Origin of the sequence: Cohnella rhizoplanae, assembly GCF_948329515.1 — a bacterium.
Lineage (GTDB): Bacteria > Bacillota > Bacilli > Paenibacillales > Paenibacillaceae > Cohnella > Cohnella rhizoplanae.
In genome coordinates, this window is the sequence record NZ_CAOJCN010000010.1 from 161,994 (window position 1) to 181,967 (window position 19,974).

The following is a 19,974-nucleotide window of genomic DNA, read 5'->3' on the forward strand; positions in this document are numbered from 1 at the left end:
TAACGCCAATCGCCTGCCGATTGGCGCCATTTTCGACGCCGCTTTACCGTTAACGCTTACATTCGACAGAATCGACGAAATTGCGTGACAATTCAATTAATTTAATTCAAATGTATTTCCTCATTTTCGGACGAGGCCGTTGCCGTGCGAACGTACATTCTGTACAATGAAGAATACACGAATCGAACGAACGGAACGTCAAACGGAAATGGAGCGATGCGGCATGAATCCCTGGACGGGTAAAGCGGCGACGATGGAGGAATGGCTGGAGCACCTGCGGCTGAACCGGGAGATCATGGAGAACGTGACGTACTGGCATACTCAGCCCGCACGTCCGGCCCGCACCGCGCCGTTTCCCCCGGAGCTGGATCAGAGGCTGTCCGACGCGCTCGGCGCCAGAGGCGTCGTGTCGCTGTATACGCATCAGGCGGCCGCGTTCGAGGCGGTTCGGGAAGGCCGCCATGTCGTGACCGTCACGCCGACGGCTTCCGGCAAGACGCTGTGCTACAATCTGCCGGTGCTGCAGCGGCTGTTGACCGATCCGAGCGCCCGCGCGTTGTACCTGTTCCCGACCAAGGCGCTCGCCCAGGATCAGGTCGCCGAGCTGCAGGAGCTGGCCGACGCGATGGAGGTCGATATCAAGACGCATACGTACGACGGGGATACGCCGCCGACGGTCCGTCAGGTCATCCGCAATGCCGGCCACATCGTCGTGACGAACCCGGATATGCTCCACTCTGCGATCCTGCCGCATCATACGAAGTGGGTTAAACTGTTCGAGAATCTGAAATATATCGTCATCGACGAGCTCCATGCCTACAGAGGCGTATTCGGCAGCCATGTGGCCAACGTCATTCGCCGACTGAAGCGGATCTGCGCGTTTTACGGCAGCGCGCCGCAGTTCCTGTGCGCGTCCGCGACGATCGCCAATCCGCGCGAGCACGCGGAGCGGCTGATCGAGGCGTCCTTCGCACTCGTGGACGACAACGGCGCGCCGGCAGGGGAGAAGCATCTCGTCTTTTACAATCCGCCCGTCGTGAACCGGCAGCTAGGCATTCGGCGCTCAAGCGTGCTCGAATCTCAGAAGCTGGCGGCCCTCCTGCTGCGGAGCGGCATTCAGACCATCGTGTTCGCCCGCAGCCGGGTCAGGGTCGAGATTCTGCTCACCTATCTGCAGGAGCTGACCAAGCGCGAATTCGGTCCCAAGTCGATCCGCGGCTATCGCGGCGGGTACCTGCCGAAGCTGCGGCGCGAGATCGAGAAGGGGCTGCGGAGCGGCGAGATCCGCGGCGTCGTCAGCACCAACGCGCTCGAGCTCGGGATCGACATCGGACAGCTGCAGGCCTGCGTGCTGAACGGCTACCCCGGTTCCATCGCCAGCACCTGGCAGCAGTCGGGCCGCGCGGGCCGGCGGCACGGCAGCTCGGTCACGTTTCTCGTCGCCAGCAGCAATCCGCTCGACCAATATCTGATTCAGCATCCGGACTATTTCCTCGGACGGCCGCCCGAGGAGGCGCGCATCCACCCGGACAACCTTCTTATCCTGCTCGATCATATTAAATGCGCCGCGTACGAGCTCCCGTTCGAAGCGGGCGATACGTTCGGCGGAGAGAAGCTGGTTGATCTGCTCGAGTTTCTGGCGGAGGAGAAGGTGCTGCACGAGAACGGCGGCCGGTGGTATTGGATGGAACAGGCGTTCCCTGCGCATGGCATCTCGCTGCGTTCGGCGGCGCAGGAGAACTTCGTCATCATCGACATGACCGACGGCCACCGCGTGCTCGGCGAAGTTGACCGGTTCGGCGCGCCTACGCTCATCCACGAAGAAGCGATCTATCTGCACGAAGGCGTTCAATACCAGGTCGAGAAGCTGGACTATCCGGAAAAGAAAGCGTACGTGCGCGAGGTCAATGTCGATTACTTCACGGACGCCAGCCTCGCAGTCGAGCTTAAGGTGCTGCACGTGGACAAAGAACGCGAATCCCCTGGCGGCGCGATCGTGCGTCAATACGGAGAACTCATGGTGACGGCCAAGCCGACGATCTTCAAAAAGATGAGGCTTCGCACGCACGAGAACATCGGTTCGGGTCCGATCCATCTGCCCGAAGAAGAGCTGCACACGAGCGGGTACTGGTTTTCCTTCTCCGAGGAGGCAGCCGCCGTCCGCAGCGCGAACGATATGCAATCCGCGCTGCTCGGACTTGCCAATGTGCTCGTCCACCTGGCGCCGCTGCATCTGATGTGCGATCCGATGGATATTTGCGTCGTGCCCCAAGTGAAGGCGGTGCATACGAAGCAGCCGACCATCTACTTCTACGACCGGTACCCGGGAGGGATCGGCCTCAGCCAGCGTTTGTACGACAAGCACGACGAGCTGTTGGCAGAGGCCGGCCGCCTCATCGAGGGCTGCGGCTGCCTGAGCGGTTGTCCCGCCTGCGTCGGTCCGATCGAGGAGGTCGGCCTGCTGGGCAAGGACCTGGCGCTTGGGCTGCTGCAGAAGACGGCGGGAGCGGCGGGATGAGCAGTCTCCGCGACAGGTTGGACCGTCTGCGCGCGCATGCCAGGCCGCCTGAGCCGGCACTGGGCGGAGACGCGGACGCGACGGCGGAGAGCGCGGAAGACACGGGACACTCGGCGGTCGGTGGCGAGGCGAGTCGGAAGGCCGTCTCTGCCGGCGATTCAGGCGCCGGTCCCGCAAAGCCAAGCGGGCTCCATCCCGCGCTCACCGCGCTCGGCGTTGAAGAGATCGCCGGCGAGTCGGGCAGCTTTTTGCGCCGTCGCGCCGTCTACCCGCTCGAGCACAGGCACGGCCACTACGTGCTGTCCGAGTTGACGCGTTGCGCAGGCCTACTGCGGCCGATCGCCGTCCGTCAGAACCGCGTCCGCATCGAGGCGGATCCCGCAGTCGCGCCGGCGGATATCGAGGCGCACCGGCTGTTGTTCCTCGACACGGAGACGACGGGACTCGGCGTCGGTACCGGCAATCTGCCGTTCATGATCGGATTCGGCTACGTGGACGCGGCGGCCGGTACGTTCACGGTCGAGCAGCTGCTCATCCGGCACCCCGGGGAGGAGCGGGCGATGCTCGCCTATCTGCTCGGCAGATTCGCGGGCATCACGCATCTAGTGACCTACAACGGCAGGTCGTTCGACTGGCCGGTGCTGACCAGCCGCTTCGTGCTGAACGGCTGGCGGCCGAGCGGCGTCGAGCCGGGGCACCTGGATTTCCTGCATCCCTCCCGGGCCTTGTGGAAAAATACGCTGCCCTCGTGCAGGCTGAGCCGTATCGAAGAAGACCGGCTCGGCATCTTCCGCGGCGAAGACGTGCCCGGCTCGCTCGCGCCGGAGCTGTACATGCGCTATCTGAGCGATGGGGACGCCTCCCATCTGCGGGGCGTTTACGTTCATAACGAGCGGGATATTCTGACGCTGGCCAGCCTGACCGTGCACTTCGGCGGCGTGCTGGAAGGCCGTCTCGGCGCGGAGTGGGCCCTGCCCTCGGAGCCGGAGGAACTGTTCCGCACGGCGGCGTGGCTGGACGAGCACGGCGGCTCGATCCACGCCGAGCGGCTGTTCGCCGCGCTGTGCGCGGAGACGACGCCGGGAGGCGCGTGGCTGCTGCCGGCCGCCGCGCGCTTCAAGCGGCTCGGACGGTACGACGAGGCGGCCGAACTGTGGGAGCGTGCGGCCAGCCTCGCCGAGTCGAGGCTGCTGCCATCCGCGGAGGCGCATATCGAGCTGTCGATGCATTACGAGCATCGGCGCAGGGAGCCCGCGGTCGCGCTGGACTACGCCCAGCGCGCGCTCGGGTTGCTGCAGCGGCGAACGTCGCTTCGCCAGAGCGATCGGACCCGTGCGGAGCTCGACGCGGTCAGGCACAGAATGGCGCGGCTGCGCCGCAAGGTCGAAGCGACGGAACGGCTCGGGTGAGAATCCCGCGCCGGCCTGCCGCTTCTTTATTTGTCCCGGGCGGTTGCAGAGTACTCGACAAAAGGGTATTGTGATTCATATAAAAGTTGGCAGCCATACGGGGCCAAAGTGCGTCAAAGGAGCCGGATCAAATGTCGCAACAAACGGCGCTGCTCCGCGAAGAACGCCTCGCGGAGCGGCCGAAGGCGGTGCTGCTCGACCTGGACGGCACGTTGTACAGGGGAGACCTGCCTATAGATGGCGCTTCCCGGCTCGTGACCGGGCTGGAGGAAGCGGGCGTCGCCTGCTGGTACTTAACTAACAATTCTACGCGCACGCCGGAGCAGGTGGCGGCGCATCTGCGCGGCTTCGGCATTTCCGCCTCGGCCGACCGCGTCATAACCTCGGCTGCCGCCGCCGCGCACTACGCGAAGCAGCGCCATCCGGAAGCGGTCGCTTACGTGATCGGCGAGCATGGGCTACGCAGCGCGCTCGCGGAAGCGGGCATCGCGATGCCGAGCGAAGAGGAGCTGTCCGCCGGAGCGCCGGTGAACCTCGTCGTGCAAGGTTTGGACCGCGGAGTCACATACGGGCAGCTAACCGCCGCGCTCGGCTATCTGCTGTCCGGGGCCGACTATCTGCTCACCAACCCGGACCGCCGGCTGCCCGTCGGCGACGGCTTCCTTCCGGGCGCAGGCAGCCTTGCCGCGCTGCTCGAGACGGCGAGCGACGTCGCGCCGGTGGTCATCGGCAAGCCTTCGGGCATCATGATGCGGTATGCGCTCGATCTAGCGGGCGTCCGGGCGCGGGAGGCCTGGGTCATCGGAGACAATCCCCATACCGATCTTGCCGCGGGCCTTGCGGCCGGTTGTCCCACGGTGCTCGTGCTGACCGGCATCTGCGGGCCGGACGACTGGCGCCTACGCTGCGAGCGTGCGGACGCGATGCCGGACGCGGTCTGCGCGGGGCCGGAGGCGGTCGGCGCGCTGATCGCCGGTCTCGGAGCCGGATAACGCAAGGATTTTTACATAACGACCCTACCGCAAGACGAACGATAAGACAGGATGAACGACGACGTTAGCAGGCCATCCGAGCGATGGCCGGAGAAGGGATGAACGATCATGCCGGAATGGCCGGAAATGGACACCTACCGACGATTGTTGTCGCCGCTCGTATGCGGGCAGATGATCCGGGAGGTCGTCGTGAACCGAGACAAGACGATCAACGAGCCGCCCGAGGTTTTTTCGGAAGCGCTGAAGGGCAAACGCATCCTGTTCGTGGAGCGGCGCGGCAAACATCTTTTGTTTCACCTGGACGACGGCAACCGGCTGCTGCTGCATCTGATGCTGGGGGGCTGGGTGTATTACGGCCAGAACGGACCGAAGAGCGACGATCATTACCAGGTCATCCTGACGCTCGACGAAGGCAACCGCCTCTTTTTCGCCGGACTGCGCCTCGGGTTCCTCCACCGGCTCAGCGCCAAGGCCGTGCTGGAGCGTCTGCACGAATTGGGCCCCGACCCGATGGATCCGCGGCTGACGGAAGCCGCGTTCGCCGATCGGCTGAAGAGGCGGCGCGGTCGGCTTAAGCCCGTCTTGACCGATCAGAAGTTTCTGGCCGGCATCGGCAACTGCTATTCGGACGAGATCTGCTTCGACGCGCAGATCCATCCCGCTTCGCAGATCTCGGCGCTCACCGAGGAGGCCGTATCCCGTCTGTATGCGTCCATGCGCAAAGTGCTGCAGGAAGCCGCGCAGGGCGGCGGCTATATGGAGCATCCGCTGACGGAATCCGACGAGACGACGGGCGGATATCTGGACAAGCTGCGGATCTACGACCGGGGAGGCGAGCCTTGCCCGCGTTCGGGAGACGAGATCGTGCTGGAGACGCTGGCGGGACGCAAAATGTTCTACTGCCCGGCGTGTCAGAAGGAAGCCTAGCATGACGGCCGTCGGCAGCCATGTCAGCACGCGGCGAGGATTTTACGAGGCGGCCCGCACGGCTTGGCGCATGGGTGGAGACGCGTTCCAATACTTCCCGTCCAATCCGCGCACGCTCTTCTCGAAGCGGGTCGACGAGGCGGACGCGGCGCGATGCGCGGCGTTCTGCCGGAAAGAGGGCATCGTCTCGCTCGGCCATTCGGCCTATGCGATCAATCCGGCCGCGACCGGCGAATCGGCCGCGCAAATGGAGGCATGCGTGCTCGGGGATCTCGCGATCGCCGAAGCCTGCGGCTCGATCGGCACGGTCATTCACTTCGGCGTCATCCGTGGAGACGATCCGCTGCAGGGGTACCGGGACATGATCGTCTGGCTCGACCGGACGCTCTCCCGCTGGGAAGGCAAGGCGCGCCTATTGCTCGAGAACCAGGCGGGCAACCACGGCGACGCGGGCAGGACGCCCGAGGAGATGGTGCAGATTCGCTCTCTGTCCGCCTATCCGGACAAGATCGGATTCTGCCTAGACACTTGTCATCTGTTTGCGAGCGGCGAATGGAACGGCTCCGATTGGAGCGCGTTCCGCGAGCGCGCGTCCAAGCTTGGTTATTGGGAGCATCTCGCCGCCGTGCATCTGAACGATTCGCTGTATCCGTCTGGCTCGCGCAAGGATAGGCACGCTCCGATCGGAGAAGGACATATCGGCGACGACAGCTTGCGAGAGCTGCTCGCCACGCCGGAGCTTCGCCGGCTGCCGATCGTCATGGAGACGCCGCCGGAGGCGGACGGCACGCACGAAAGACAAATCGCCCGCGTTCGCAAGCTGATGCGAGAGGGAGACGGTTAACCTTGATACACGTTTATCTGGACGACGTTCGTCCGTGTCCGGCAGGATTCGTGCCGGCCCGTACCGCCGAAGAATGCCTGCTGCTGCTGCGCGAATACGAGGTGGATATCCTGTCGCTCGATTACGAGCTCGGATACGGACAGCCCAGCGGCTTCGCCGTCGTCAGCGGGCTGATCGCGGCGGGCACGTATCCGAGAGAGGTGTTCGTCCACTCGTCCAGCATGCTCGGACGCGCCCAGATGGTCCGCGCCCTGCGCGATGCAGAGATTCCGGGGCTGATCGTGAACGACGGTCCGATGCCGCCCGCTGTGCTGGCGCAAGCCGCCGCGGGCGAAGAACGGGCGCGGGGGGATGGCGGATCGTGACCGAATGGGAACCCCGGTCTTGGCGGCAGGCGATCGACGAGAGAGAAGGCGCGATCGCGCTGTACGTCTATACGCCGCTGTGCGGCACTTGCGCGGTAGCCAAGCGGATGCTGGAGGTCGCGGAGGCGTCTCTGCCGGACGTGCGGATCGATACGGCCGACATTAACCTGATGCCAGGGCTCGCGGAAGCGTACAAGATCGAGAGCGTGCCCTGCCTGCTCTTGCGGAATCGGGCGGGGACTTGGGAAAAGGTATACCGATTCGGTTCGGTCATGGCAGTCATGGCGAGGCTGACCGAATCTTTCAGGGGAGAGGAATCGGAGCATGATAGAACTTAAGAATATTACCTGGCGCCGGGAAGACCGAGATATTCTGAACGGCGTCGATCTGACGGTCAAGGCGGGGGAACGCTGGGTGCTGCTCGGTCGCAACGGCTGCGGCAAATCCACGCTGCTCGAGATGATCACGGGTTATATGTTCCCGACGAGCGGTACGGTGGACGTCCTCGGCCACCGCTTCGGGAGAGTCGACGTTAGAGAGGTGCGCAAGAAAATCGGCAACATCGGCCCTTCGCTGATCGAGAAGCTGATCGGCCGCGATCCGGTCTGGGAGATCATCGTCGGCGGCATGAACGCTTACCTGCGCATTTACGAAGAAATTCCCGAGGAAGTCAAGGCAAGGGCCCGGGAGGAGCTTGACCGCGTCGGTCTCGGCTCGCGCTTCGAGCAGCCGTTCGGGACGCTGTCCCAGGGCGAACGCAAAAAGGCGCTGCTGGCCCGCACGATGATGGCCGATCCCGAGCTATTGATTATGGACGAGCCGTGCGCGGGACTCGACTTATACGAGCGTGAGAAGTTTCTCGATTCGCTGGAAACGTTGTCCAAGCGCGTGCAAGGCATGCTGTACGTGACCCATCATATCGAGGAGATCGTGCCGCTCTTCACGCACGTGGCGCTCATGGCGGAGGGGCGGATCATCGCTGCGGGTCCCAAGCGTGAGGTGCTCACGGCGGAGCTGCTGCGTGACGCCTACGAGGTGCCCGTGCAAGTGCGCTGGGTCGAGGACAGGCCCTGGATTACGGTAGAAAAGGAGGGGTAGCGTGTCGGTATTTATCGGAACGAGCAATCCGGGCTTTGCGCCCTACGCGATGGAGGAGCTGCGCCGGCGGTGGCCGGACGTGTCGCTGTCGGGTCTCGCGCCCGGCGAGACCTTTAAGCTGGTCGTCGCCAGCGTAGACGATACCGAGCTGGTTCGGATGCTCCGCAGGGACGAGCCCGTTTTCCTGCGTCATCTGTTTCCCGTGCGGGAGGAGCTCGATATGCCCGAACAGGCGGAGGGCGTGGCATCCGCGCTCGTTCGCTTCGCGGGCTCGCTGGCGGAGGAAGTCAAGGGCGCCAAGGTCGCGGTCCAGGTCCGCAAGTCGCAGGACAGCCCGTTTCCCTTTTCATCGGCGGAAGCCCGCGACCTGATGGTGCCGGCGCTGCTCGAATCCGGCGCGGAGGGGGTCTCTCGGGGCGCCAAGTGGATCTTGTCCGTCTACGCCGCCAAGCGCAGCCTATACCTGGGCTTGTCGGCCCCTGCGGACAATCTATCCGACTGGCCGGGCGGTGCCGTCCGGTTCCGCAGGGAGGAAGGCCTCATCTCGCGCGCGGCATTCAAGCTGCTCGAAGCCGAGCAGGCATTCGACCTGCCGTTCGAACGGTTCACCAATGCGCTCGATCTCGGCGCTGCGCCCGGGGGCTGGACTTCCGTCCTCCTGGAGCGCGGACTCCGCGTGACCGCGGTCGATCCGGCAGAGATGGACGAGTCGCTCGACGGGCATCCGACCCTGCGGCATCTGCGCCAGAACGCGGCCGATCTGTCCTTCGCGCCCGGCACGTTCGACCTCCTCGTCTGCGACATGAGCTGGGATCCGCATCATACGGCGCGGATCGTGAAGCAGCTCGCGCCGGCGCTGTCGGCCGGCGCTTCCGTTATCGTCACGCTGAAGCTCATGTACAAAAAGCCGATGCAGACCATTTCCGACCTGCTCGCCTCGTACGAGGAGAAGTTCGATATCCGGAGGGTCAAGCAGCTTTTCCACAACCGGGACGAAGTGACGCTGTGGATGCGCAAATAGCGGACATGACAGGCGGCAGAGGGCGAGAACGCTTGAGAAGCGGTTCCCCCTTTCCGAGACGATTGTCCGTATGCTATACTCGAGGGCGATAAGGTGAACGGGAAAGCATCCCGCGTCAGACCGGCTTCCGAACAGGAAGGCGGCATGGCGCGGGATTTTTTTCTTGCCGACAGTGGCGCTGGGGAGTGAATGCATGAATAAAGAGGATGCGAGGCGGCCGCTGCCGTCGCTGGAGCCCGGCGAGCTCGTATCGGGCCGCTACAAAATCGCCGGCGTTCTGGGTCGGGGCGGCATGGCCCGCGTTTACCTTGCCGAGGATACGAAACTGGGCGGTCGGTTGCTTGCGCTCAAGCTGACGCGGACGTACGACCATGGAGAAGGGTTTATCGCCGAGGCGAGGCTGCTGAGCGGTTTGCGTCATCCCGGACTCCCCGAGATCGTCGATTATGAGCCGCCGGACGAAGCGGGCGTCGCGCTCATCGTGATGGCTTACGTCGAAGGGGAGACGCTCGCGGAGTTGATGCGCCGGCATGGGCTGCGGCTGCCGTTCGCTAAGGCGCTGCGTTATCTGCTGCAGCTGGCGCGCACTCTGCAGTATTTGCACGCGCAGCGGCCGATCGTCGTCTTTCGCGATTTGAAGCCTGCGAACGTCATGATCGACGGCAGGGACAATGCCATCCTGATCGACTTCGGCATCGCCCGCGAGTTTAAACCGGGAGCCGGCCGGGATACGCTTATGCTGGGCACGCCCGCTTTTGCGGCGCCGGAGCAGCTGCGCGGGGAGCAGAGCGATGCCAGAACGGATCTCTACGGATTGGGCGCGCTTGCATACTATCTGCTGACTGGCGGCGGCTATGTCGGTCGCCCGGGAGCTGGCGCAGACATGGCTTGGCAGCGCGACGCGCCGCCGGCTTTTATCGCGTCGGTCCGCCGCCTGATGTCGGAGCGACCGGCGGACCGTCCGGACAGCGCGGCCGCGATCGTCCGCGAATGGACCGCATTTGCCGATGCCGCGCTAGAGGAGAGCGTAGACGGCATTGGCGCTGCGACGGCCTCGGCGGCTCTGCGGACCGCGCTTCCTGCCGGGAACGGGCTTCGCCCCGGGAGGTCGACCCGCATCGCGGCGTTCATTTCCGCGTATCCCGGCGCTGGGGCTACCTTTCTATGCCGCCTGCTCTCGTCGCGGCTGAGCCGACTCGGCGTCGCGCATGCGCTCGCGGAATGTCCCGGCGGCGAGCCTGAGCTATATGCCTGGTTGGACGGCGGCAGACGGATGCCCGCTCGCGCGGTATTCGCGGATCCGTCCGGGACGGGGCCGGTATCGCCCGCCTGGCGGGAAGGGCATGCCGCCTATTACCCGCTGCGTCCGGACGAGCCGCCGGCCGTGGCGCCGGACGCAGGCTTCGCCTCATGGCTATGCGGTCTTGGCGTGCCGCTGGTGCTGCTCGACGTATCCGGTTCATGGTCGTCATCGCCGGTATCCGCTTGGCTCGCGGCGCACGCGGACGTTCTCTACGCGACGGTCGATCCGTTCCCGGTCAAATGGACCGCCCGGCGGCAGCGCGGTTGCGCGGAGCTGCTCGCTGCCGCTTCCCGAGCGGGCGCGACGACGGGCTGGATCGCGAACCGCGACCTCGGATTCGCGCGCCGCTCCGAGTGGTTGCGTCTACTCCCCGAGCGGCCGGCGCTTGCCGTACCTCAGCTGCCGCCCGCCGATGCCGCCGCGTGGTTATGGCAGGGAGGGGACGTCGCGCTGCCGCGTAGTGCGGAGTCGGACATCGCAGACTTCTGTGCCGGCTTGCTTGACTGATGCGGGCGGAGCGGCTTCCGCCGACTGTATGCTTCATCCATTCGATCTCGCCGGATTGGCATGGTACAATAGAAGATAGCGGATTTCGAGCCATACAGTCGCGGAATGCCGCAGTACGACAGGACCGAGGTGGACGATCATGAGCGAACGTATATTGATCATAGAGGACGAAGACGGCATCGCGCGGATTTTGGAGCTGGAGCTTAAGCACGAAGGCTACGAAGTCGGACGCGCCGCCGACGGGCGCACCGGCTTGGAGATGGCGCTGAGCGGAGAGTGGGACCTGCTGCTGCTCGACGTGATGCTGCCTGGGCTGAACGGCGTGGAGGTGCTGCGCAGATTCAGGCAGAACGACAATGCCGTGCCCGTCATCCTGCTGACGGCGCGAGACACCGTACCCGACAAGGTCAGCGGCTTCGAGCACGGCGCCAACGATTACGTAACCAAGCCGTTCGCCATGGAAGAGCTGCTCGCGCGCGTGCGGAACCTGCTGCGCATCTTCAAGGCTTCGCGCGAGGGCGAGAGCGAGGACGCGCTCAAGATCGGGGATCTGACGATCGAGCTGATCACGCGCAAGGTATACCGCAAGGACCATGGCATCGACCTGACGCCGCGTGAGTTCGAGCTGCTGCTGTATCTGGCGCGGCACCGTGGCGTGGAGAAGACGCGGGACGAGATTTTGTCCGACGTATGGGGCTACGAGTATATCGGAGATACGAACGTGGTCGACGTCTATATCCGTTATTTGCGGCAGAAGATGGACAAAGGGTATCGGCATAAGCTCCTGCACACCGTTCGCGGCGTCGGGTACATGCTGAAGGAGCCCGAAGTATGACGCTGAGGCTTCGCTTCACGCTTTTCACCGTTTTTTGGTTGATTTTTATACTCATTTTATACAACGTGTTCGTCTATTATTTCGTCATCAAGGTGACCACGCGCGGGGAGCTGCAGCTGCTGTCGAGCAAGGCCGACCTTGTGATGGAGACGCTCCGCAAGAACGAGATGGCCGGCATCGATGATTCCGCGCTCCTCAAGGACATGTACAACGTCAACGAGATGATGCGCATCGTGACGCCGGATTCCCGCGTCGTCAACTCGGTGGGCGTGGACAAGCAGCTGCTGGCCCTGCCCAAGGAAGTGCGCACGGTATCCCATTCGGATACGATAAAGGTGGACGGGCACCGCGTGTTGACCTGGTCCGTGCCGATCTACGATAATCATCGGCTGGTCGGCCAGATCGACAGCGCGCGGTATCTGACCGCGCTTGACGGCTATCTTCAGATTCTATTGGGCGCGCTCAGCGTGACGAGCGTGGGCGCGATCATTTTCGCCATTCTCGGCACCTACTGGTTCACCTCCAGGCTGACGGGGCCGATCGGGCAGATGGTCCAGACGATGCGTGAGATCGACCGCAGCGGCAAGCTGCAGCGGGTGAAAATGGGCCGCGAGGAATCCGTGGAGCTGCAGCAGCTGATTCGGGCGTTCAACCAAATGATCGACAGACTCGACAGAACCATCGAGCGGCAGAAGCAATTCGTCGCGGACGCATCGCACGAGCTCAAGACGCCGCTCACCGTCATCGGCAGCTACGCGGACTTGCTGAAGCGTTGGGGCAGGGACGACGTCACCGTCCGCGACGAAGCGATCGAGGCCATCGCGCGCGAGACCGAGCGGCTCAAGAAGCTGACGCTCTCGATGCTGACGCTCGCTGAGGCCGAGCAGGACGATTGGCTAAGCAAGAGCCGGTTCGATATCGTAGCCATCGTGAACGATCTGTCCGGCGTGCTGCGGGCGACGTTCCTGCGGCATATTCGCGTCCATGCCGTCTCCGGCGCCGTTCACATGACCGGAGACAAGGACAAGATCCGCCAGATGATCCTCATCTTCCTGGACAATGCGATCAAGTACAGCAAGGAGCCGATCGACGTTCGCATCCGTATGGAGAAGAACACCGTACGCATCGAAGTGACCGATTACGGCATCGGTATTTCGGAAAACGAGATCCCGTATCTGTTCGAGCGTTTCTACCGGGTCGACGAGGCGCGTCATCGCGCAACGGGCGGCAGCGGCCTCGGGCTGTCCATCGCCAAGCGGATCATCGATCTGCACGGCGGGACGGTCGAGGTGTTCAGCAAGCCCGGCAGCGGCACGACGATCGCGATCGCGCTGCCCGTCAAGTAATATAAAAAGCCTCCGATTTAGCCGGTCAGGCTGAATCGGAGGCTTTTACGCTATACATGAAGGAATGCGACTTCTAATTAGAGTACGCGTTTCGCGGTTTTATAATGGCTCTTCCAATAAGAGGCGCTCAGGCTTGTGACGATGACGCCCGGCTTGCCGTAGGTATGCAAAATTTTGTTGTTGCCGATGTAGACGGCCACATGTCCGATCTTAGAGCTGTTGCTCGATTTGAAAAAGACGAGATCGCCTTTTTTGAGATCGGCCTTGGCCACGGTCGTGCCCTTCGTCGCCTGCGCGCTCGAGACGCGCGGCAGCTTGACGCCGTACTTGCCGAAGATGTACTGGGTGAAACTCGAGCAATCGAACACTTGGGTGGAACCGGAGGGCGCGCCGAGACGGTATTTGACGCCGAGGTACTTTTTGCCGAGCGTGATGATCTTGTCGGCTTTGACGGTCGTCGTCGCGGCAGCGGCGGAGGCTGTGGGCGCGGCGGTGAAGAGCGTTCCGGACACGGCGATGGTTACGCACAATCCCAGGGAAGCGATCATGCGGATCGTTTTGCTGCGGATGTTCATTCTCATGTTGTCTGGCGATCCTCCGTCCAATAGTTCGGCTCGCATCGGCCTTTAATTAACCCTAATATAACAGATTCCAAACGACCTATTATTTTCCAAAAAGAGTCCGAGGCGCCTGAATAAGCGGGTCTTGCCCGTTTATTAGAATCAGATGAGAAATCTCTCATGTCATCGCAAGGTTTTTGCCGGTCCTCGCAAAGCCGATATAATGAGAGGAAGAAAGCGAGGGAATACGCCAATGAAAATGAGAGTGTCCGCGGTGCAATTCGCTCTGAAGGATGTCGCGAGCGTTGAGGAATGGAGCGCCCAGGTCAAACACTATGTACGGAACGCGGCGGAATATGGCGCGCAGTTCTTGCTTTTTCCGGAGTTCGTGACGACTCCGCTGTTGGGAATCGGCGCGGAGCCGGGCGGAGCGGGACAGCCAATCGGAAGTCTCGCCGATTATACGGAACTGTATACCGGCTTATTCTCCGGACTCGCGCGCGAATACGGCATGTACCTTTTCGCCGGGACGCAGGTGACGAGGAGCGGCGGATCGTTGCGGAACACCGCGTTTCTGTTCAAACCCGACGGAAGCTGGCATACGCAGGACAAGCTGCATATTACGCCGACCGAGGTTCAATCATGGAACGTCGAGCCGGGAGAAGGGGTCGAGGTCATCGACACGCCCTTCGGCAAAGTCGGGCTGTTGACCTGCTACGACATCGAATTTCCGGAGATCGTGCGGATGGTGCGCGCCAAGGGAGCGAACGTAATATTTTGCCCTTCCTGCACGGACGACCGGCACGGCTTCTACAGGGTAAGGTACTGCTGTCATGCGAGAGCCGTGGAAAATCAAATCTACGTCGTGACGACGGGGACGGTCGGATCGCTCTCCCGCGTCGATTTCATGCGGGCAAACTACGGGCAGGCAGCCGTGATCTCGCCCAACGACATTCCATTCCCTCCGCGCGGGATCCTGAGCGAAGGGGATGTCAACGCGGACATGTTGATCACTGCGGATCTCGACTTGTCGCTGCTCGACGACGTCCGCGAAGCGGGGTCGGTCACTACGTGGCGCGACCGCAGGACCGATCTATACGGGGACTGGAAATAGAGCGAGGAGGCGGAGCATGCGCAAGCGCATCATCGTAACGGACGGCCGCAGGACGGCAGAGGCTCTGATTCGCAATTATACGGCTGCGGACTTTGCTGCCTTGATCGAGGTTCAAGCGGAGAGCTTCCCTGCGCCGTATCCCGCCGAGCTGTGGTGGAACGAGGCGCAGCTCGCGGAGCATGTGGCGCGCTTTCCCGAGGGGGCGCTCTGCGTCGAACTAGACGGCCGAATCGCAGGGTCCATGACGGCGCTCAGACGGACGTTCGCGGACGGCGACGGCCACAGCTGGGCGGAAGCTACGGACGGCGGCTACATCCGCAACCATGAACCGGACGGGGATACGTTGTACGTCGTGGATCTGTGCGTTCGGCCCTTATACCGCTCGCTGGGACTTGGGAAGTGGCTCATACAATCGATGCACGAGACGGTCGTGCATATCGGCTGCCGGCGGCTGCTAAGCGGAGGCCGGATGCCGGGCTATCACAAGCATGCGGAAGTCATGTCGCCCGAACGTTACTTGGAGGAAGTGGCCGCGGGCAGGCTTCACGACCCTGTGGTCACCTTCCTGATCGGTTGCGGACGCATCCCGGTAGGCGTCGCCCGCCATTATCTCGAAGACGAGGAATCGGGGGGCAACGCCGCGCTGATGGAGTGGCGAAACCCGTTTTTTTGATAACGCGAAACGCCTGTGCTATGAATGAAACGCAAAACGGGATGAAGCAGGGAGTCGTTCTGCTTCATCCCGTTTTGCATGATTGCCGTCGGACCGGGAGTAGGTTATCTAAGCGTCAAGGTCCGCCAGAGCGCCGGCGGCGCCGATACGTCCGTCCGCGACATCGCTCACCTTGGGCCCGAACATTCCGAGCGTCATGAGGAACAGGTCCGCGACATGCAGCGTCTCCGGATCGGGCAGCCGATGCTTGGCGCTTACGGCCCAGACGTAGCGGAAATACAGTTCGCCGGCCTCGTTCAGGCTAAAATGCCCCAGGGGGATGCGGCTGTTAACCGCCGTCAGCAGCTCGGCCAGTTCGGCGCGATGAACCGCCGGAACGGAAGGGGAAACGACGGTGTAGAGCTGCAGCAAGCGAATGTCGCCGATATCCTCGTCCGCGAGGGGGACGAAGGTAAAGGTGAGATAGCGCTCGCGGCCGTCGTCGCCCGCGTCCGTCGCCGCGAGCAGGGCGGGGATCGGCACGCCCTCCGTCGGTTCGATCAGCCTGCAAGGCAGGCCAGCTTCTTTGAGCGAATGCTCTAAAAATCCAAGTTCGGCCAAATCCCGTGCATGGTTTGCGCTTGCGTCCATATCGCCTCAGCCCTTCCGTCTAGGTGTAATCTAGTCTTTCCAGTCGCATTAACGCTCTTTCATTCCGCCTACGAGCAGCTCGCGCTGCTTTTCGACGTTCCCGTTCAGGCGGTACAGCTCGCTGGGCGAAATGCCGCTGGCAGCGATGAAGTTCTCGACGCGCTTGTATTGTTTGAGGGTGCTCTCGTCGCCCGGACGATATTCGGGAAGCGCAGCGACCATCTCCAGAATAAGGTTGCTGTGCTCGATCCGCTTGGCCATCTTGACGGAAGACGATTTGTCCGCGTTGAACACGGCTTTGGTGACGCCCCATGCGCCGGGTTTGGCGGCCCGGTCGCGGCCCATCTGCTTGATCGTGCGCGCCGCGCTCATCGTCGCGCCTGCGCCCGCGGCAGCAGCCTTAAGCGGCACGCCGACCTGGGCGCCGACGCCCGTCAAGGTGGCGATGTCGCCGGCGATGTTCGTCATCTCCAGTCCGATTTCCATCGTGCCGCGGATTTGGCGCTTGCGGTTGATGTACTTCATTTCCTTGGCCAGCTCGTAGTCCCGTATGTCCTTGAGCTCCTGGGCTTCCTCGGCGTCCGCGTTCGCGCCGAGCGCGATCAGCTGGTCCTTGCGCGCCTTGAGCTTGACCGGATCGGTACCCGCATTGGTGGACCAGAGGTGGACGCCGCCGAGCGTGCGCTTCTTCGAGGCGACGATATAATCTTTGTTTTTGCCGCCGGCGCCGTACGACCCCTTGAACTCTCGCTTGGCCGCGGTCATCTTCATGACCGAGACCGTCGCCTTGATGGAGTTGTACGTCTTGATCGTAATCGAGATGCCGCTGATCGCGATGCCGATGCCGGGAATCGCGGTCGCGAGTCCGGCGGTGCCTACGTCGAGGATATCCTTGATCGCCTTGACCGTCTTAACCACGCCTTGCGCGGCTTGCAGGCTGTTTTCGAGCAGATCCAACGTGCCGGTGACGGCTTCGTCCTTGCTCAAGCCCTCGTCGCTCATGCCTTTTTTGAACATATCGTAAATGCCCTTGACGACGGAGAACGCGCTCTTGATCGCGGAGATGGCCTCGCCAACCGAGCCGGACCAGTCGCTGACCGCTTCCGCATGGCCGATGCCCTCTCCTGCGTGGACGACGCCCGCGTCATTGACGACGGAGGCGCCGCCTTCGACCAGTTCTTGCCCGGCCTTGGCGGTATCGATGACGCCCTCTGCGACGTTCATCCGCTTCTCGTGGCCGGACGTTTCCGTATCCCGCGCTGCGGATAGCGTCTTTTTCATGGCGACGAGACCGCCGACCCCCGACATGACGAAGTCGAGCGGACCGGTGCCCACGTCGAGATGACTCTTTGCGTTTTCCAGCGATTCTTTTTGATCTTCCTTGCCGGCGACGCCCTTCAGGTCGTCGATCGCGATCTCCAGCTGCTCGGACTTGGCGCCCGGCACGAGCGTGCCGAGTTCCTTGACGGTATCCGCCAGCTCCGCGTTATCCTCCAGCGCGTCTCCGTCGGCCTCGGGATTGCTGCCGACGGACGAGAGCGCGCCGCCCGATTGCTGGGCCTTGATCTCGGCCAGCTTGTCGCGGGCGCCGGACAAGCCGCCCATCGGCTTCAGCTTTTCTTTGCGTATGAAGCCGTAATCGCTTCCGAACTTCGCCAATTTCCAATTGCCCGTTTTATCGTAGATCTCGTACATGTCGAGCTCGCCGCGGTATTTGATCTTGTTTCCGACCATCGTGTTCGCGTCGACCTCGAACGACTCGACGCCCGCCGCGTCGTTCTCTTTTTTGAAGCTGCGAAGGTGAGCGCCGGCCAGCGAGGTCTGCGTCGCCGATTTGGGAGAGGGCATGGAAGCGGGCAGCTTGTTGGGATCCGTCAACAGCTGCAGGACGGAGGCATTGCCCAAGGCGCGCTGCATCTGCAGGATGCCGGCCGGCGATTGCATGCGCTGCAGCGTAGAGGTCGCCGGCGCGGCGGCGGAGCGCGCGGGTCGGGACGTGGCGGCGCCGGGGGCGGGGCGAGATTTGGCTTCGAATGAGCTCATGGCAGCACTTCTCCTTGACGAGGGACGAGTAGGGACGCAGTCGAAACATATAGCGTATTCGGAATAGCCGACCTTCGGTTCGATGCTCGTGAACCGGAGGCGGTCAAGAACGCTGTACCGGCATAAAAGGGGCGACGTGCTCCGGCAGCTCCGGCGTCGGGCGATCGGCCATTCGCTGGATGGCCGGAGCGGCTTGGTCCGGCGTCGCGGCCGCCCGCTCGCCGATGTCGTCGGCTTCTTTTTCCAATGCCGGGTCGTCATTGATGCGAAGCCCGCTCTTCAGCTGCGTAGTCGGCAGCACGCGGCCTTCGCGCTGCTGCACGACATGCGCCAGCTCGTGTCCGATGATCTTCTGGCCGCTCTGCGTATCCGGATTGTACTGTCCGGGCGCAAAGTGGATGTCGTTGCCTTGCGCGTAGGCAAGCGCGCCCGCCGCCGAAGCCTGCGAAGAATTCGCATGGACGTTGACGTTGGAGAAGTCCGCGCCGATCGCTTTTTCCATCTTCGCCTGCACGTCTAGCGGCAGCGCGCCGGGCCTGTCCGACTTGCGCTGGGCCGGGGCGGCTTCCTCCTCCAGCGCCGCGTCTGCGGATCGGAGCATCTGCAGGACGGCCCGGTTGCCGACGGAGCGCTGCATGGCGAGAAGCTGGACGGCTTTGCCCCGCTGCGGCGGGGAGGAGCGATCCGCCGCAGCGGCGGATTGCGGACGGGACTTGTTGGCGTACGATCGGCTCAAGCGCGGCACCTCTTTTCCGTTCATGGATTTGTTCTATATTATAGCTTATATTTTCCATAGAAAAACGAAAAGTTTTAAACGGGCTCCAGGGTGTGCGGATCGGGAAGCGGCGCTTGGGCGCGGATGCCGATCGCGGATCGAATTCTGTCTTTTATTGACTTAAAAAATGTCGTTATATGGTATGATACGCGTGAACGACTACGTCATGGTAACGCGGACGGGCTGCGAACGGAGGGAAGACGTTGGCTCATAGTGACGACGATCATAGAGCGGCTGCGGACGAAGGCTGCGTATTGGCGCTGGACGGAGAACGTTCGGATATCGACGCGCTGCACCGATTCTTGGAGGGCGCATCGGTCCGTTTCGGCTGGAACGCCCGCACGCAGCATCACCTAACGCTAGCATGCGAGGAATTGCTGACGAACATCGTTTCCTACGGTTATCCGCATGGCGGCGTCCCCCGGATCCGGCTGTCGGCTGCGGCGACGGCGCGCGGCGCGCGGCTCGTGCTCGAGGACAACGCCGTGGCGTTCGACCCGCTCGGCCAGCCCGACCCCGATTTGTCGCTCGACCTGGACAGCCGCCCGATCGGCGGCCTCGGCGTATATTTCGTCAAGCGTGTGATCGACGACGTGCACTACGAGCGGCTGCCATCCGGCAACCGGCTCACGATGATTAAATTCGAATAGACGAGGTGCGACCTATGAATTTGACGGCTAAGGCGACGGACGGCGTCGCCATCTTATCGATAGAAGGACGTCTGGACGGGCAGAACGCATCTGAAGCCGAAGCGGCGTTCGCCGGATTGGCGGCGGAAGGACACAGCCGGTTCGTACTGGATTTCTCTGCGCTTCAATACATAAGCAGCGCCGGGCTGCGGGTCGTGCTCGTCGCGGCCAAGAAGACGAAGGCGATCAAGGGCAGCCTCATCTGCGCGGGGATGAACGAGGCGGTGCGCGAGGTGTTCGAGATGTCGGGCCTGCTCGGCATCCTGGAGACCGCGGACACGGCCGACGAGGCAGCGGGGCGCCTGGCTAGCCGTTAACGCGGCAA

General features: G+C 62.9%; 20 protein-coding genes. 16 read left to right on the plus strand and 4 right to left on the minus strand.

The features are described 5' to 3' along the window. Positions 1–223 precede the first annotated feature (223 nt). The 12 genes from PQG80_RS16330 (at position 224) to PQG80_RS16385 (ending at position 13,165) form a co-directional block, all read left to right on the plus strand. Positions 224–2,518 carry a DEAD/DEAH box helicase gene (locus PQG80_RS16330; protein WP_271752472.1) on the plus strand — a complete coding sequence of 765 codons (2,295 nt, stop codon included), beginning with the start codon at positions 224–226 and terminating at the stop codon, positions 2,516–2,518. Continuing rightward, complete coding sequence (locus PQG80_RS16335) at positions 2,515–3,927, plus strand: ribonuclease H-like domain-containing protein (RefSeq protein WP_271752473.1); 1,413 nt, start codon at positions 2,515–2,517, stop codon at positions 3,925–3,927. The genes PQG80_RS16330 and PQG80_RS16335 overlap by 4 nt, the downstream gene beginning before the upstream one ends. Before the next feature lie 131 nt (positions 3,928–4,058). Further along, positions 4,059–4,919, plus strand: coding sequence for an HAD-IIA family hydrolase (locus PQG80_RS16340; protein WP_271752474.1), 861 nt, complete (start codon positions 4,059–4,061; stop codon positions 4,917–4,919). A gap of 108 nt (positions 4,920–5,027) precedes the next feature. Then, complete coding sequence (gene mutM / locus PQG80_RS16345; protein WP_271752475.1) at positions 5,028–5,846, plus strand: bifunctional DNA-formamidopyrimidine glycosylase/DNA-(apurinic or apyrimidinic site) lyase; 819 nt, start codon at positions 5,028–5,030, stop codon at positions 5,844–5,846. A gap of 1 nt (position 5,847) precedes the next feature. Next, positions 5,848–6,690, plus strand: a complete 843-nt coding sequence (locus PQG80_RS16350) for a deoxyribonuclease IV (protein WP_271752476.1) — start codon at positions 5,848–5,850, stop codon at positions 6,688–6,690. A 2-nt stretch (positions 6,691–6,692) separates the two neighbouring features. Then, positions 6,693–7,055, plus strand: coding sequence for a cyclic-phosphate processing receiver domain-containing protein (locus tag PQG80_RS16355; protein WP_271752477.1), 363 nt, complete (start codon positions 6,693–6,695; stop codon positions 7,053–7,055). Continuing rightward, on the plus strand, positions 7,052–7,393 hold the full coding sequence (locus PQG80_RS16360) for a thioredoxin family protein (protein WP_271752479.1): 342 nt from the start codon (positions 7,052–7,054) through the stop codon (positions 7,391–7,393). The genes PQG80_RS16355 and PQG80_RS16360 overlap by 4 nt, the downstream gene beginning before the upstream one ends. Continuing rightward, a complete protein-coding gene (locus PQG80_RS16365) occupies positions 7,380–8,153 on the plus strand; it encodes an ABC transporter ATP-binding protein (RefSeq protein ID WP_271752480.1) in 774 nt (257 codons plus the stop codon). The genes PQG80_RS16360 and PQG80_RS16365 overlap by 14 nt, the downstream gene beginning before the upstream one ends. Position 8,154: 1 nt before the next feature. Beyond that, positions 8,155–9,174 (plus strand): 23S rRNA (cytidine(2498)-2'-O)-methyltransferase RlmM, encoded by a 1,020-nt coding sequence (locus tag PQG80_RS16370; protein ID WP_271752481.1) that lies wholly within the window; start codon positions 8,155–8,157, stop codon positions 9,172–9,174. 193 nt (positions 9,175–9,367) lie between these two features. Continuing rightward, a complete protein-coding gene (locus PQG80_RS16375) occupies positions 9,368–10,984 on the plus strand; it encodes a serine/threonine-protein kinase (protein WP_271752482.1) in 1,617 nt (538 codons plus the stop codon). Between the two features lie 139 nt (positions 10,985–11,123). Continuing rightward, the gene (locus PQG80_RS16380) at positions 11,124–11,819 is read left to right on the plus strand and encodes a response regulator transcription factor (RefSeq protein WP_271752483.1); all 696 of its coding nucleotides are present in this window, start codon (positions 11,124–11,126) and stop codon (positions 11,817–11,819) included. Further along, complete coding sequence (locus tag PQG80_RS16385) at positions 11,816–13,165, plus strand: sensor histidine kinase (protein ID WP_271752484.1); 1,350 nt, start codon at positions 11,816–11,818, stop codon at positions 13,163–13,165. The genes PQG80_RS16380 and PQG80_RS16385 overlap by 4 nt, the downstream gene beginning before the upstream one ends. 77 nt (positions 13,166–13,242) lie before the next feature. Here PQG80_RS16385 and PQG80_RS16390 read toward each other — a convergent pair whose 3' ends face one another. Beyond that, entirely contained in the window at positions 13,243–13,746 is a 504-nt protein-coding gene (locus PQG80_RS16390) for a C40 family peptidase (RefSeq protein WP_432432761.1), read from the minus strand. Between the two features lie 232 nt (positions 13,747–13,978). On the opposite strand from PQG80_RS16390, the gene PQG80_RS16395 reads away from it, so the two are divergent. Together PQG80_RS16395 and PQG80_RS16400 are read left to right on the plus strand one after the other, a co-directional pair. Beyond that, on the plus strand, positions 13,979–14,839 hold the full coding sequence (locus tag PQG80_RS16395; RefSeq protein WP_271752485.1) for a carbon-nitrogen hydrolase family protein: 861 nt from the start codon (positions 13,979–13,981) through the stop codon (positions 14,837–14,839). A 16-nt stretch (positions 14,840–14,855) separates the two neighbouring features. Further along, positions 14,856–15,512 (plus strand): GNAT family N-acetyltransferase, encoded by a 657-nt coding sequence (locus PQG80_RS16400; RefSeq protein ID WP_271752486.1) that lies wholly within the window; start codon positions 14,856–14,858, stop codon positions 15,510–15,512. Positions 15,513–15,620: 108 nt separating this feature from the next. On the opposite strand, the gene PQG80_RS16405 is transcribed toward PQG80_RS16400, so the two are convergent. The 3 genes from PQG80_RS16405 to PQG80_RS16415 all read right to left on the minus strand — a co-directional run bounded on the left by PQG80_RS16405 (position 15,621) and on the right by PQG80_RS16415 (position 18,921). Beyond that, entirely contained in the window at positions 15,621–16,142 is a 522-nt protein-coding gene (locus PQG80_RS16405) for a type III secretion system chaperone family protein (protein ID WP_271752487.1), read from the minus strand. Between the two features lie 48 nt (positions 16,143–16,190). Next, the gene (locus PQG80_RS16410; protein ID WP_271752488.1) at positions 16,191–18,185 is read right to left on the minus strand and encodes a hypothetical protein; all 1,995 of its coding nucleotides are present in this window, start codon (positions 18,183–18,185) and stop codon (positions 16,191–16,193) included. Between the two features lie 103 nt (positions 18,186–18,288). Further along, positions 18,289–18,921, minus strand: a complete 633-nt coding sequence (locus PQG80_RS16415; RefSeq protein WP_271752489.1) for an eCIS core domain-containing protein — start codon at positions 18,919–18,921, stop codon at positions 18,289–18,291. Positions 18,922–19,163: 242 nt separating this feature from the next. Here PQG80_RS16415 and PQG80_RS16420 point away from each other — a divergent pair, with 242 nt between their 5' ends. Next, complete coding sequence (locus PQG80_RS16420; protein ID WP_271752490.1) at positions 19,164–19,610, plus strand: ATP-binding protein; 447 nt, start codon at positions 19,164–19,166, stop codon at positions 19,608–19,610. A 14-nt stretch (positions 19,611–19,624) separates the two neighbouring features. Continuing rightward, entirely contained in the window at positions 19,625–19,966 is a 342-nt protein-coding gene (locus PQG80_RS16425; protein ID WP_271752491.1) for an STAS domain-containing protein, read from the plus strand. Positions 19,967–19,974 lie beyond the last annotated feature (8 nt).